Annotated in this window: 14 protein-coding genes; 7 read left to right on the top strand and 7 right to left on the bottom strand. The window is 71.7% G+C overall.

Features of this window, described 5'->3' with window-relative positions; all coding sequences use genetic code 11:
* Window positions 1-4: 4 nt before the first annotated feature.
* Window positions 5-301: a GNAT family N-acetyltransferase gene (locus ACGH48_RS07850; RefSeq protein ID WP_222660658.1), complete on the bottom strand. Its 297-nt coding sequence runs from the start codon at window positions 299-301 to the stop codon at window positions 5-7.
* 76 nt (window positions 302-377) lie between these two features.
* Between ACGH48_RS07850 and ACGH48_RS07845 the strand changes: the two genes are divergently transcribed.
* Complete coding sequence (locus tag ACGH48_RS07845) at window positions 378-1,001, top strand: NADPH-dependent F420 reductase (RefSeq protein ID WP_396290925.1); 624 nt, start codon at window positions 378-380, stop codon at window positions 999-1,001.
* 144 nt (window positions 1,002-1,145) lie between these two features.
* Here ACGH48_RS07845 and ACGH48_RS07840 read toward each other — a convergent pair whose 3' ends face one another.
* Window positions 1,146-2,114 (bottom strand): aldo/keto reductase, encoded by a 969-nt coding sequence (locus ACGH48_RS07840; protein WP_396290923.1) that lies wholly within the window; start codon window positions 2,112-2,114, stop codon window positions 1,146-1,148.
* A gap of 155 nt (window positions 2,115-2,269) precedes the next feature.
* Here ACGH48_RS07840 and ACGH48_RS07835 point away from each other — a divergent pair, with 155 nt between their 5' ends.
* Window positions 2,270-3,355: a hypothetical protein gene (locus ACGH48_RS07835; RefSeq protein WP_396290922.1), complete on the top strand. Its 1,086-nt coding sequence runs from the start codon at window positions 2,270-2,272 to the stop codon at window positions 3,353-3,355.
* Window positions 3,356-3,384: 29 nt separating this feature from the next.
* Here the strand turns inward: ACGH48_RS07835 and ACGH48_RS07830 are convergent, their stop codons facing one another.
* The gene (locus tag ACGH48_RS07830; protein ID WP_123292823.1) at window positions 3,385-4,242 is read right to left on the bottom strand and encodes a LysR substrate-binding domain-containing protein; all 858 of its coding nucleotides are present in this window, start codon (window positions 4,240-4,242) and stop codon (window positions 3,385-3,387) included.
* Between the two features lie 136 nt (window positions 4,243-4,378).
* Here ACGH48_RS07830 and ACGH48_RS07825 point away from each other — a divergent pair, with 136 nt between their 5' ends.
* Entirely contained in the window at window positions 4,379-5,701 is a 1,323-nt protein-coding gene (locus ACGH48_RS07825; protein WP_123312984.1) for an MFS transporter, read from the top strand.
* Between the two features lie 106 nt (window positions 5,702-5,807).
* On the opposite strand, the gene ACGH48_RS07820 is transcribed toward ACGH48_RS07825, so the two are convergent.
* On the bottom strand, window positions 5,808-6,455 hold the full coding sequence (locus ACGH48_RS07820) for an NAD(P)-dependent oxidoreductase (RefSeq protein WP_396290920.1): 648 nt from the start codon (window positions 6,453-6,455) through the stop codon (window positions 5,808-5,810).
* Window positions 6,456-6,567: 112 nt separating this feature from the next.
* On the opposite strand from ACGH48_RS07820, the gene ACGH48_RS07815 reads away from it, so the two are divergent.
* Complete coding sequence (locus ACGH48_RS07815) at window positions 6,568-6,930, top strand: winged helix-turn-helix transcriptional regulator (RefSeq protein ID WP_396290918.1); 363 nt, start codon at window positions 6,568-6,570, stop codon at window positions 6,928-6,930.
* Between the two features lie 143 nt (window positions 6,931-7,073).
* Window positions 7,074-8,105, top strand: coding sequence for an NADPH:quinone reductase (locus ACGH48_RS07810; RefSeq protein WP_396290916.1), 1,032 nt, complete (start codon window positions 7,074-7,076; stop codon window positions 8,103-8,105).
* 84 nt (window positions 8,106-8,189) lie between these two features.
* Here ACGH48_RS07810 and ACGH48_RS07805 read toward each other — a convergent pair whose 3' ends face one another.
* Both ACGH48_RS07805 and ACGH48_RS07800 read right to left on the bottom strand, forming a co-directional pair.
* Window positions 8,190-8,375: a hypothetical protein gene (locus ACGH48_RS07805; protein WP_123312988.1), complete on the bottom strand. Its 186-nt coding sequence runs from the start codon at window positions 8,373-8,375 to the stop codon at window positions 8,190-8,192.
* A gap of 41 nt (window positions 8,376-8,416) precedes the next feature.
* Window positions 8,417-9,226: a hypothetical protein gene (locus tag ACGH48_RS07800; RefSeq protein ID WP_396290915.1), complete on the bottom strand. Its 810-nt coding sequence runs from the start codon at window positions 9,224-9,226 to the stop codon at window positions 8,417-8,419.
* Window positions 9,227-9,339: 113 nt separating this feature from the next.
* Between ACGH48_RS07800 and ACGH48_RS07795 the strand changes: the two genes are divergently transcribed.
* Together ACGH48_RS07795 and ACGH48_RS07790 are read left to right on the top strand one after the other, a co-directional pair.
* Entirely contained in the window at window positions 9,340-10,236 is an 897-nt protein-coding gene (locus ACGH48_RS07795; RefSeq protein ID WP_396290913.1) for a patatin-like phospholipase family protein, read from the top strand.
* On the top strand, window positions 10,233-12,275 hold the full coding sequence (locus ACGH48_RS07790; protein WP_396290912.1) for an alpha/beta fold hydrolase: 2,043 nt from the start codon (window positions 10,233-10,235) through the stop codon (window positions 12,273-12,275). Before ACGH48_RS07795 ends, ACGH48_RS07790 begins: the two co-directional genes overlap by 4 nt.
* A gap of 90 nt (window positions 12,276-12,365) precedes the next feature.
* On the opposite strand, the gene ACGH48_RS07785 is transcribed toward ACGH48_RS07790, so the two are convergent.
* Window positions 12,366-13,559 (bottom strand): acyl-CoA dehydrogenase family protein, encoded by a 1,194-nt coding sequence (locus ACGH48_RS07785; RefSeq protein WP_396290911.1) that lies wholly within the window; start codon window positions 13,557-13,559, stop codon window positions 12,366-12,368.
* Between the last annotated feature and the right edge of the window lie 8 nt (window positions 13,560-13,567).

The following is a 13,567-nucleotide window of genomic DNA, read 5'->3' as shown; positions in this document are numbered from 1 at the left end:
CGGCTCAGTCCGCGGCACTGCGGATGAGCAGGTCTGACTTCTCGGGGTGCTCGTCGAACCACTTGCCGACGAACCAGCACATCGGCACGACCCGCTTCGTCGAGTTCGACTCGACGTCCGCGACGGCGTACTCGACGAGCTCGGCCGCGTAGCCGTGCCCGCGGTGCTTCGGCACCGTGTACGTGTGCGGGAACGCGATCGCGTCGCCGTTCTCGCGGTAGTCGAGCACGCTCACGAGCTCGCCGCCGACGTACATGGCGTAGCGGTCCTGGTCGGTCTCGTCGCGGAACTCGTGGTCCATGCCGCCATCATGCTCCGCCCCGGGCGCACGCGCTCCACGGGGAATGCTCGTGGCCGCCGAGCGTTGGATGGACACCATGACAACGATCGGCATCATCGGCGCAGGCAACATCGGATCCCAACTCGCACGACTCGCGGTGCAGCACGGCCACCAGGTGGTGATCGCGAACTCCCGCGGCCCCGAGACCCTGACCGACCTGGTCACCGAGCTCGGCGACCGGGCCCGTGCGGCAACCCGCGACGAAGCCGCTGCCGCGGGCGAGGTCGTCGTCGTCACCGTGCCGCTCGCCGCGATCGACACGATCCCCGCGGAACCGCTCGTCGGCAAGGTCGTCATCGACACGAACAACTACTACTGGGAGCGCGACGGCCACATCGCCGCGCTCGACGACGGGTCGACGACGACCGCCGAGCTGCTGCAGGACCACCTGCCGGGCGCCCGGGTCGTCAAGGCGTTCAACCACATCGGCGCCGCGGACCTCACCGGCCACGCCACCCCGGACCGCCGCGCCCTCGTGGTGGCGGGCGACGACGCCGAGGCGAAGCAGGTCGCCACGGACCTCATCGAGCAGTTCGGCTTCGACGTCGTCGACGCCGGCCCCCTCGCCGAGGGCTGGCGCATCCAGCGGGACACCCCCGGCTACGGCCCGCGCCTGACCGCCGACCAGCTGCGCGAGGCCCTGCAGGCAGCGACCCGCTGACGCCCCGAGTCTCGGCCCCGCCGCCGCGAGACTCGCGCTGGGCGACAGTCCTCGGGCCGACGGCCGCGAGAACTGTCGCTCACGCCGAGACTCGGCCCGGCGGCCCGGCGGCCCGGCTCGCCGGCGCGGCCGGGCGGCGGCGCACTACGCCCGGTCGAAGATCTCCGTCATGTCGGCGATGTCGTCCTCGGTCGGCGTCCAGGTGGTGCCCGCCTCGACGTTCTGCGTGATCTGCTCCGGCTTCGTCGCTCCGGCGATGACGCTCGACAGCCCCGGCTGCGCGAGCAACCAGGCGAACGTCGCCTGCAGCATCGTGACGCCGCGGTGGTCGCAGAACCGCTGGTAGTCGTCGAGGACGTCCCACGGGGCGTTCTCGAGCAGCTGCGGCTTCGACGTCGACAGGCGCCCGTCGGCCGGGCCTCCGGCCTTCGTGTACTTGCCGGTGAGCAGCCCGTTGTACAGCGGGAAGAACGGCAGGAACCCGAGCGCGTACGCACGGACGGCCGGCAGCACCTCGGCCTCGGCGGCTCGGGCGAGCGGGCTGTACTCGTTCTGCGCGGACACGAACGCGGTGGTGCCGGCGATCGACGCCGTCAGCTCGGCCTCGGCGATCTGCCACCCGGCGAAGTTCGAGTGTCCGACGTACCGGATCTTGCCCTCGCGGACCAGGTCGTCGAGGACGGACAGCGTCTCCTCGATCGGCGTCACGTCGTCGGGTCGGTGCATCTGGTACAGGTCGATCCAGTCCGTGCCGAGGCGACGGAGCGACGACTCGACGGCCAGCCGGACGTACCGCCGCGAGCCGCGGACACCCCAGTCCGGGCCGTTCGCGCCCTGCATGTCCATACCGAACTTCGTCGCGAGCACGATCTCGTCCCGCCGACCCACGATCGACCTGCCGAGCATCTCCTCGGACATGCCGGGCCGGCCGCCGTAGATGTCCGCGGTGTCGAAGAGCGTGACACCGGCGTCGAGGGCCGCCCGCACGACGGCGTCGGTGCCCTCCTGCGACTCGGAGGCGGTCCCCGGTCGCCCGAAGTTGTTGCAGCCGAGGCCGACGGTGGAGACGACGAGCCCCGAGGGACCCAGTGGACGGTGTTCGATTCCGGTCATGCCCCGAACGTACCGGCGACCCCGGAACTGGGGCTGCGACATCCGCGACCGTTGCCGCTAGAACTGACGATGGATCAGTCGACGAAGGGAGCACCGCAGTGGCGTCGCATCGCATGCAGGATTCGGAACGGCCGCGCCGTCCCGTCCCGTCCTGGGTGACCGCACCGGTCGTCGAACCGGCCGTGGCCGTCGAGCGGCTCGCCCCCGACGTCGCAGCGAGCACCGGCCAGGAGGCTCGTCACACCCCCGCCACGTCGCGCACCGCCCACGGTGCGTCGGCTCCCACCGCCGTGGTCGGCTCCGCGCCGCAGCCGACGGCCACGCTCGCCCCGACGCCGGAGCCCGCGTCGATCGCGACCCTCGTCGAGGACGACGTCGCGGTCCCCGACTACCCGCCGCAGCAGGACCTCCTGCCGCCGGCGCCGACCTCACCGTCCGTGCACACCGTGCCGTTCGACACCGCCGCCGTGGCCCCCGCCCCCGCCCCGGTCTCGCCGATCGACGCCGCTCCCCGCACCACACCGGCCCCCGCGCCGTCGCCCGTGCCCACCGCCGGCCAGCCCCGGTTCTCGGTGCCCGGTCTGGAGCACGTCGTCGTCGACGGCACCGAGCCCGAACCCGTCGGCCCGATCGGCTTCCGCACGCCCCGCCGCTTCGCCCACCAGCAGGCCGCCGCCACCGTGACACCGGCACCGGCGCCGACCCCGGCGTCCGCCCACGTGCGGTCCTTCGACGCGGTCCTGCAGGCGCCGTCGGTGCCGACCGCCTCGTCGACCGCACCGATGGCGCCGAACCCGGTCGTGCCCGTGACCGCACCCCGTGCCGAGGCGAGTGCGTCCGTCGGGGCCGAGCCGGGCCTCCCGACCGAACTGCTCGACCAGCCCGTGGCCGCAGCCGCTGCGCCGGAGCCGCGCCGTGCACTCGGTGCGACGCCCGGGGCGATCCTGGGCGCCGTGGCGGGCATCGCGACGCTCGGACTCGCGGCGTGGTGGTTCACCGCGCCGGCGACCGTGCACGGCGTCGGTGTCGTGCTCGGACTGCTCGCGTTGGTGGTGTCGATCGTGACGCTGCGCGACCGCGCGGCGACGTGGCAGCGGCCGGTCGCGCTGCTCGGTGCCGTGCTCGGCGGCGTCGGCACGCTCGTGCTGCTGTGGGCCGTCGCGTCGGCGCTGCTGCCGCTCGCCGGGGTGACGCTGCCCGACCTGACCGGCACCGGGACGACCCCGCCCCTCGCGCCGTAGCCCGCGCGTCCGCTGCACGCCGGTCGCGGTCAGACCGCGCGGACGACCCCGCGGGACAGGATCGCGTTCGTCAGGGCGTCGATCGGCTCGCGCTGCACCGTCGGGTTGGCGATGAGGACGTAGTCGACCGCCGGCAGGTCCGGTAGCCCCAGCCGCTGCGACACCTTCACCAGGTCCGCCGGGATGAGCGAGTGCGGGAACACCGCCACGCCGATCCCCGCGCGCACCGCCGCCAGGACGCCGTTGACGTCGCGGGTGTTGCAGGTGATCCGCCAGGTGCGGCCGGCGGCCTCGAGGGCGTCGATCGCCATCTGCCGGCTGATGCTCGGCGCCTGGTACGCGATGAGCGGCACTGGCTCGTCGCGTTCGACCGCGATGCCGTCCTGCGCCATCCACACCATCTGGTCGGTCGCGACGCGGGTGCCCTCGGCGGACTCCCCTGCGGTCTGCTTGATGAACACCAGGTCGAGCTGGCCGGCGTGCACCCGGCGCAGCAGCGGCGACGACTGGTTCACCGTCAGCTCGAGGTTCACCTGCGGGTGCAGCCGCCGGAAGTCGCGGAGGATGCGCGGCAACTGCGTGATCGCCAGGTCGTCGGCCGCGCCGAACCGGAGCCGCCCGCGCGTCGCCGACCCGGAGAAGTACGCGTCCGCGGTGGCGTGCGCGGCGAGGATCGTCCGGGCGAAGCCGGCCATCGCGTCGCCGTTGTCGGTGAGGGTGACGCCACGGGTGTCGCGTGCGACGAGGGTGCGGGACACCGCGGTCTCGAGCCGCCGGACGTGCTGGGACACGGTGGGCTGACTGATGCCGAGACGGGCTCCGGCCTGCGTGAAGCTCTGCGTCTCGGCGACGGCCAGGAAGGTCTGCAGCAGGACCGGATCGAGCACGGGGCACCTCGTTCGTTCGCGCAGTCATTCGACATCGCAATGGATTGATAGCCACCATAGGGGTGTCGAATGAACCTCGGTCACGTAGTTTCGTTGGGGTACCAGATCCGCAACGACGTCCGGAGAACCCCTCACCGTGAGTGCGTCATCGACGACCCTCCCCCCGCCCACCGAACCGCTCCCGATCCAGGCCACCCGCCCGCCCTGGCGGCACACGCTCATCGCCCTGTCCGTGCCGAACTTCCGGCTGTTCACGGCCACCAACCTCGTCGCGATGACCGCCGGGTGGATGCAGCGCATCGCCCAGGACTGGCTCGTCCTGCAGCTGACCGGCTCGGTCGCGCAGGTCGGCATCACCGTCGCCTGCCAGTTCGCGCCGATGCTGCTGTTCGGGCTGCTCGGCGGGGTGCTCGTGGACCGGTTCTCGAAGCGTGCGCTGATGATGATCACGCAGGGCGCCTTCGCGGTGCTGTCCGCGCTGCTCGCCGTGCTGACGCTGGCCGGGGTGGTCGAGGCCTGGCACATCTGGGTGATCGCGTTCCTGGTCGGCATGGTCACCGTGATCGACAACCCAGCCCGGCAGGTGTTCGTCACCGAGATCGTCGGGCACCAGCACCTCCGCAACGCGATCAGCGTGAACTCGTCGGTGTTCCAGCTGGGCGGCATGATCGGACCGGCGCTGTCCGGCGCACTGCTCGTCGCCGTCGGGGCGGGGTGGTCGTTCGGCGTGAACGCGATCGCCTGCGTCGCCGTCGTCGTGACGCTCGGGTTCCTGAAGGTCTCGGAGCTGCACCGGACGCCCCCGGCGCCCCGCGGCAAGGGGCAGCTGATCGAGGGGCTCCGCTACGCCGTGAACAAGCCGACGATCATCGTGCCGGTGATCCTCGTCGCGTTCTTCTCGGTGTTCGCACTGACGATGCCCGTGCTCCTGTCGGCCTTCGCGTCCCAGGTCTACGACGTCGGTGCCGCCGGGTACGGCGTGTTCAACTCCGCCGTGGCGATCGGCGCACTCGTCGGCGCCCTGCTCTCCACGCGGCGGGCGGTCGTGCGGCTCCGGACCATCGTGGGCGGGGTCTTCTGGACCGGGGTGCTGCTCGTGGTCTCCGGGTCCATCCCCGTGATCGCGCCGTTCACCGTGGCGCTCGTCGCCGTCGGGATGTCGCAGCTGCTGTTCCAGACCGCGTCGAACTCGCTCGTGCAGCTGTCCTCGAACGTGGCGATCCGGGGACGGGTGATGTCGCTCTACGTGCTCGTGCTGCTCGGCGGCCAGGCGATCGGCGGGCCGCTGATGGGCCAGGTCGTCGACCACTTCGGGGCGCACGTCGGGATGATGGTCGCCGGCGGGGTGCCCGCTGCGGCCGCCGCCGTGATCGCGCTCGTGCTCGCCCGCCGCGGAGGCCTGCACGTGGCGGTGCGCATGCGCCACCATGTGCCGCTGCCGGCCATCGTCGCGCACTGACCGGAGGCGCGGTCGCGAGATTGTCTGCCGGAACCAGGTTCCGGACACTGAACCACGCAGATCCGCGGTGCTGTGTCCGGAACCGGGTTCCTGAGCGGGGTGCGCCTCAGTAGGCGACGCCGAAGCGCGTCTGGTGGTGCGCCGGGTTCGCGATCTCGTCGACGAAGGCCAGACCGAAGTCGTCACCCGAGATGTCGGAGTTGCCCTCGGCGTCGGCGAGCAGGACCTCGTCGGTCGTGCGGTACGTGCCGCGACGCTCGCCCGGGTTGTAGCTGCCGTAGCCGGCGGCCGGGCTGACGTAGAACCAGTCGACGTCGGTGTCCGAGGCACGGAGCGCGTCGAGGATCTGCGCGTGGCTCTTCGCCTCGCCCTTGAACGCGTCCGGGAACTCAGCCGAGTCGAACAGGCGCGGACCACCCTCGGCGACGAGCAGCGAACCGGCGCCGCCGACGATGCCGAGCCGCGCACCGGCGCTGGCCGCAGCGTCGACGAAGTGCTGGAACTTGTCCTTGAGTTCACTGCCGTCCGACTGGACCGCGTGCAGCGCGACGACGATGACGTCGGCGTCCTTCGTGACCTCGGCCACGAAGTCGGCGTCGAACGCGTCGCCCTGCGCCAGGGTCAGACCCTCGGCGGCGTCGAGCTTGCTCGTGTCGCGCGCGACGGCGGTGACGGCGATGCCGCGGGAGAGGGCTTCGCGGGTGATGGCGGAGCCGGCGTAGCCGGTGCCTCCGAAGACGACGATGCTGGTCATGCTGTTCCTTTCGTGGGGCTGGTGCTGCTCACCGTACAAGAGTTACTCTCTTTGAGTAAGTAGGCACCTCACAGTGCGTAACGGAGCCCGTCGTCACGGAGGCCAGGCCAGGATGTCAGCACTCGAGTACAGCCCCTACGCGGCGGACTGCCCCAGCCGACAGTTGCTCGACCGCATCGGCGACCGCTGGAGCGTGCTGACGATCGGCACCCTCGCCGACGGGCCGCAACGGTACTCGGCGATCGCGAACCGGGTGCAGGGCGTGTCGCAGAAGATGCTCACGCAGACACTCCGCGCGCTCGAACGGGACGGGCTCGTGACGCGCACGGTGTTCCCGGAGATCCCGCCGCACGTCGAGTACGAACTGACCGATCGCGGGCGGTCCCTCCGCCGGGTGCTCGAGCCGCTCGAGGCATGGGCGACGTCCCACATGGACGACGTCGCCGTGTCGCGCGGGGAGTACGACGCGCGCTGAGCTCCGGCGGCGGCGGGCGGGCGGGGGCGCTTCGTGAGCAGAAATGGTCGGGTCCGCCGAACGCACCCGACCATTTGTGCTCACGAAGTGTCGCCACGCCCACACTCGGAATCCCCGACGGCGGCGAGTGGTTGCCTGGGGACATGCGATCCATCGTCTACACGAAGCCCGGTGACAGCAGCGTCCTCGAACTCGTCGAGCGGGACGTCCCCGAACCCGGCGCCGGCGAGGTCCGCGTCCGCGTCGTCGTCTCCGGCGTGAACCCGACGGACTGGAAGGCGCGGGCCGGCGGCACCTACGGCGACGGCCTGCCGTTCCCCGAGATCACGCCGAACCAGGACGGCGCCGGTGTCGTCGACGCGGTCGGCCCGGGCGTCGAGGACCTCGCCGTCGGTGACCGTGTCTGGCTCTTCATGGCCGCCGCCTCGCGCCCGACCGGCACCGCGCAGGAGTACACCGTCGTGCCGGAGAGCCGCGCGGTCCGCCTGCCTGACGGCAGCTCGTTCGACGTCGGCGCCTCGCTGGGGGTGCCGGCGATGACGGCACACCGCGCCCTGACCACGCACGAGGACGGTCCGGCGCGACTCGGTCCCGGATCCCTCGACGGCTTCACCGTGCTCGTTGCGGGTGGTGCCGGCGCCGTGGGGCACGCTGCGATCCAGCTCGCCCGCTGGGCCGGCGCGACCGTCATCACGACGATCAGCTCGGACGCCAAGGCCGCGCTCGCCACCGCCGCTGGCGCCCACCACGTCGTGAACTACCGACAGGACGACGCCGCGGCTCGCATCCGCGACATCGCTCCTGACGGCGTCGACATCGTCGTCGAGGTGTCGATCCCGCAGAACGCCGCGCTGGTCGCCGACGTGCTCGCGAACCACGGCGTCGTGTCGATCTACGCGAACAACGGCGGCGACGAGGCCTCGCTGCCGATCCGCCCGAACATGAGCGTCAACGCGCGGTACCAGTTCCTGCTGCTCTACACGATCGGCGACGAGGCCCTGGCCGCCGCGGCCGAGGACGTCACCGAGGCACTGCACGACGGCGTGCTGCCGGTCGGCGAGGACGCCGGGCTCCCGCTCACTCGGTTCACGCTCGAGCAGACGGCCCAGGCGCACGACGCGGTGGAGCAGGACACCGTCGGCAAGGTCGTCATCGACGTGACGAAGGCACCGTAGTCGCGACGCCCGGCGCCTCGACGCTCCACGACGAACGGCTCCCACACACGTGGGAGCCGTTCGTCGTGGAGGATGCGGGAAGGGTCAGCGACCCAGGCGCGCGGCGATGGCTGCGGCGACCCGGATCCGGGCTGCTTCGCGCTCGCGCTCGATGTTGGCGGCGATGACGTCGAGGTCTTCGTAGTCGGCGTCGGTGGTGGTGTCGTTCCAGTTGGGCGATGAGATCCGGGCACGCCCGAACGACGGCGGAGCAGGGTTCACGGTCGTCATGGGGGCATCGTACGTCGAGCGTCCGACAGAGCGTGTGAGCATCACGGGCCTTTCCTTGGATTGCGGTCGCGCTCGGGGAACGAGTAAGTCAACGAGAAGGCCACGGCCATGAACGAGGCCATCATCGCGATGTTCTTCGCGTCGAGTTCGGTGAAGGCGTCGGGGACCGGGGAGTCGACGGTGAGCATGCCGAACGAGTACTGGTCGGACCGGATCACCACCGAGACGTACGAGGAGTACCGCGGTTCGAAGCCGGACACGTCCTGGTCGACATCGACGTCGGCGGAGCGGTCGCCGACGATCCGGGGCGATCCCCCGATCAGCACCCACTCGAGGTTGCGGTCGCCGTAGGGCGTTCCCGCGCGGAAGACCCCGGCGGTGTCGCCGGCGCCCCCGTGACCGATCGGCTCGAGCGCACGCAGATCGGTGGACAGCTGGTACACGTTGGCGCGGACGTCGGGGACCTTCGGCAGCAGGTAGAACGCCAGGGCCACGGCAACGCGGTCGGCGACGACGGAGAGTTCGCCGTGGCGCTCGGACCGGGGCAGTTCGGCGAACCGGACGAGCCGGGTGGCGATCTGGCCGAACGCGTACCGGACCGCCGTCGACTGTTCGAGCTCTGCCGCGGTCGCGTTCTCCTCGGCCGCCGAGCGCGCGGCGTCGCCGCGCCGAGTCCGGACCACCTGCACCGCCACGGCGACGGCCAGCACGACGAGCCCGAACACGACGAGTGACAGTCGGACCGCCGGGGTGACGAACAGGTTCGGCAGCTGGAACGCCGCGGTGGGCGCGGCCGCCACCAGGATCGGCCACCCGACCGTGCCGACCCGTCGTGAACGCTGTTGCCCCATGACCACGACGCTAGGTCACGCCACCGACGCGATCGGAGTTGTCCACAGGGCAGTTCTCCACAGCGAGACCGGGTCTCCACCAGCGCGTCGCCGGCAGCTGGTAAGCAGGACCCATGACCGACGTCGCGACGCCCGTACCTGGAACCAGAGCTCTCGTCCTCGGCGGTGGTGGTGTCGCCGGGATCGCGTGGGAGGTCGGTGTGCTCTCCGCCCTGCAGGACGCCGGCGTCGACCTCGACGCAGCAGACCTCGTCGTCGGCACGAGCGCCGGCAGCGTCGTCGGGGCCTTCGTCCGCAACGGCGCGGTACAGCAGGCGTACGACCAGCAGCACACCCCGGCGCCGACGACCTACGTCGAGCCGCCGGCCATCGACACCGACGCCGTCCAGCAGCGGATCGGCGCCGCGCTCGAGGGGGCGACCGGCGAGCAGGACGCCCGCGCCCGCCTCGGGCTCGCCGCGCAGCAGGTCGCCGACGGACAGACCGACGACGAACGCGTGGCGACCTTCGCCGAGACCCTGCCGTCCACCGAGTGGCCGGTCAAGCCGCTCGCGATCACCGCGGTCGACGCCACCGACGGCACGTTCCGGCTGCTGACCGCGGCCGACGGCGTCCCGCTCCCCCGCGCGGTCGCCGCGAGCTGCTCCGTGCCCTTCGTGTGGTCGCCCGTCGGCATCGAAGGCCGACCGTACGTCGACGGCGGGGTCCGTTCCGGCACGAACGCCGACGCCGCCGCCGGCCACGAGCGTGTCCTCGTCATCGCCTGCGGTCCCGAGGGTCCGTCGCCGGTCGGCCCCTGGCTCGACGTCGCGGTCGAGTCGCTCCGCGCCGGCGGCAGCTCGGTCGAGGTCGTCGTGGCCGACAGCACCGCGCAGGAAGCCTTCGGCACGAACTCGCTCTCGCTGGCCACCCAGGCGCCGTCGGCCGAGGCCGGCCGCACCCAGGGCACGGCGGTCGCCGAGCAGATCGCCGCGTTCTGGGCGGACGACCTGGTGAGCGTGGACGCATGACGACACCGTTCTCCGACCTCGACCAGTACATCGCCCTCCCCCGGGTCGACGGGATCGCGATCAGCCCCGATGGCGAGCGCGTCGCCCTGACGGTCAGTGCGCTCGACCCGGACCGCACCGGGTACCGCCGCTCGATCTGGCAGGTGCCAGCAGGGAACGACGCCGACGCGGCCAGCGGAGACGCACCTGGTACCGCCGTCCGCCTCACCCGCTCCGCCAAGGGCGAGGGCGGGGTCGCCTTCACCCGCACCGGCGACCTGCTCTTCGTCTCCGCGCGGCCCGACGCCGACGCCGACGAACTCGAGACAGCTCAGCTCTGGGTGCTCCCGGCGACCGGCGGCGAGGCCCGTCCCCTCACCCGGCTCGCCGGGGGCGTCGGCGGCGTCCTGGCCACCGCGGCGTCGTCGGACGTCGTCGCGCTCACCGCCGACCTGCTGCCGGGTGCCGGCTCCGAGCCGGAGACGGTACTCGAGGCCGACGCAGCACTCCGCAAGGCCCGCACGGACAAGAAGGTCCGCGCGATCCTGCACGAGACGTACCCGGTCCGGTACTGGGACCACGACCTCGGGCCGGCCCAGACCCACGTCCTCACGCTCGACACCGCCGGCGGCGCGGACGAAGTCGCTCAGCCCGTCGACCGCACACCGACCCCGGGCCGGTCGCTGGACCACGTCGCCGGGGCGCTCACGCCCGACGGATCGGTCCTGCTGGCAGCCGTGGGCGTCCGGGAGGCCCGTGGGGACCGCTCGACGCTCGTCACGATCGACTGCACCAGCGGCCACCGCACGGTGCTGTTCGACGACGTCGACGTCGACCACGAGATGCCCGCGCTGAGCCACGACGGCCGCACGATCGCGTGGGTCAGGACGGTTCGCTCCACGCCCGCCGGCGCGGCACAGCAAGAAGTCTGGACCGCCGGCATCGACGGGTCGGACCCGCACCGCATCGCCACCGACTGGGACCGCTGGCCGAGCGAGCTCGTGTTCGAGCACGGCGACCGGGCACTGCTCGCCGTGGCCGACCAGGACGGCCGGGCACCGGTCTTCCGCATCCCGCTCGACGGCGCAGCCGTCGAGCAGCTGACCCACGACGACTGGGCGTACTCGAGCCTGCGCGTGGCGGAGGCGACCGGTGCGGTCGTGGCGCTCCGGGCCTCCTGGGCGGCACCACTGCACCCCGTGCGGATCGCGACGGACGGCATGGTGACCCCGCTCGCGACGCCCGCGCCCCTGCCCGACGTCCCCGCGCACCTGGAAGAGGTCGAGACCACCGCGGCCGACGGCGCGCGCGTACGCGGCTGGCTGGTGGTGCCGGAGGGCGAGGGGCCGCACCCGTTGCTGCTCTGGATCCACGGTGGACCGCTCAACTCGTGGAACCAGTGGTCGTGGCGGTGGAACCCGATGCTCCTGGCGGCGCGCGGGTACGCCGTGCTACTGCCGGACCCGGCGCTGTCGACCGGCTACGGGCTCGACTTCGTGAACCGCGGGTGGAACGCGTGGGGGCAGGCTCCGTACACCGACCTGATGGCGATCACCGACGCGGTCGAGGCGCGCGCCGACATCGACGAGACCCGCACGGCCGCGATGGGCGGGTCGTTCGGTGGGTACATGGCGAACTGGGTCGCCGGGCACACCGACCGGTTCCGCGCGATCGTCACACACGCCAGCCTGTGGGCGCTCGACCAGTTCAACGGCACCACGGACTCGTCGCAGTACTGGTCGTCGATCTTCGACGCCGCCGGCATCGAGGCGAACGACCCGCACCGCTTCGTGGCCGACATCACGTCACCGATGCTCGTGATCCACGGCGACAAGGACTACCGGGTGCCGATCGGCGAGGGGCTGCGGCTCTGGTCCGAGCTCGCGGAGCACCACGCGGCGCCGGACGGCACGATGCCGCACCGGTTCCTGTACTTCCCGGACGAGAACCACTGGGTGCTCTCGCCGCAGCACGCTGTGGTCTGGTACGAGACGGTGTTCGCGTTCCTCGGGCAGCACGTGCTCGACCAGGAGTGGGAGCGGCCGGAGCTGCTCGGGTAGTCACGGCCCTGGACGACCCGGAACGACACGATCGACGTCGTACGACATCGTGGATGTCGTTCCGGGTCGGATCCGCCCGACAGGCCCGGCCTAGACGAACGCGGCCTGCCCGGTGATCGCCCGCCCGACGATGAGCGTGTTCACCTCGCGTGTGCCCTCGTACGAGTAGATCGCCTCGGCGTCCGCGAAGAACCGGGCCACTCCCTTGTCGAGCACGATGCCGTTGCCGCCCTGCACCTCGCGGCACCAGCCGACGGTCTCGCGCATCTTCGCGGTCGCGAACGCCTTCGCCAGGGCGGAGTGCTCGTCTCCCCCGACACCGGCGTCCTGCATGGCCGAGGCCTGCGTGCAGAGCGCGATCGAGGCCGTGATGTTCGACAGCGACTTCACGAGCAGGTCCTGCACGAGCTGGTGCGACGCGATGGGCTTGCCGAACTGGATCCGCTCGCGGGCGTACGAAAGGGCTGCTTCGTAGGCGCCGACCGCGATGCCGACGGCCTGCCAGGCCACCTCGGTGCGGGTCAGGCGCAGCACCTCGGCCGTCGACCGGAACGAGTCGGCGCGCTGCAGCCGACGCGATTCCGGCACGCGCACCCCCTGCATGACGATGTCGGCGTTCTGCACCCCGCGCAGCGCGATCTTGTCCTCGATCTTGGTCGCGGTGAAACCGGGGGTGTCCGTGGTGACCAGGAAGCCCTTCACCTGCTCGTCCGCGACGTCCTTCGCCCAGATGACGACGACGTCAGCGAAGGTGGCGTTGCCGATCCAGCGCTTCTCACCGTCGAGCACCCACGTGTCGCCGTCGCGCCGGGCGGTGGTGCGCAGGCCGCGGGCGGAGTCGCTGCCGGACAGCGGTTCGGTCAGACCGAACGCCCCGATGAGCTCGCCGGTCGCCATGCGCGGCAGCCACTCGCGCTGCTGCTCCTCGCTGCCGGCCACCGCGATCGAGTTCATCGCCAGGCCGGACTGGACGCCGATGAACGTCGCGACGCTCGCGTCGACCCGTCCGAGCTCGAGCGCCGCCCACCCGCGGTACACGGCCGAGTTCTCGAACTGACGCACGAGCGGGATCCCCGGCCCGTACATGCCCAGCTCAGCGAGCGGAGCGATCACCTGCATCGGGAACTCGGCACGTGCCCAGTACCCATCGGCGATGGGCGCGACCTCGTGCTCGAGGTACTCGCGGAGTCGCCCGATCGACGCGCGCTCCGGCTCGGTCAGCTGCTGTTGGAAGCCGTAGAAGTCCGATTCGAGGAGGCCCGTCGTGGGCGTCAGCGTTGACATGGAACCAA

It is taken from the genome of Curtobacterium pomorum (assembly GCF_044497295.1).
Classification (GTDB): domain Bacteria; phylum Actinomycetota; class Actinomycetes; order Actinomycetales; family Microbacteriaceae; genus Curtobacterium.
Note: the sequence above shows the minus strand (reverse complement) of the source record. Positions and strands in the feature narration are given on the sequence as shown.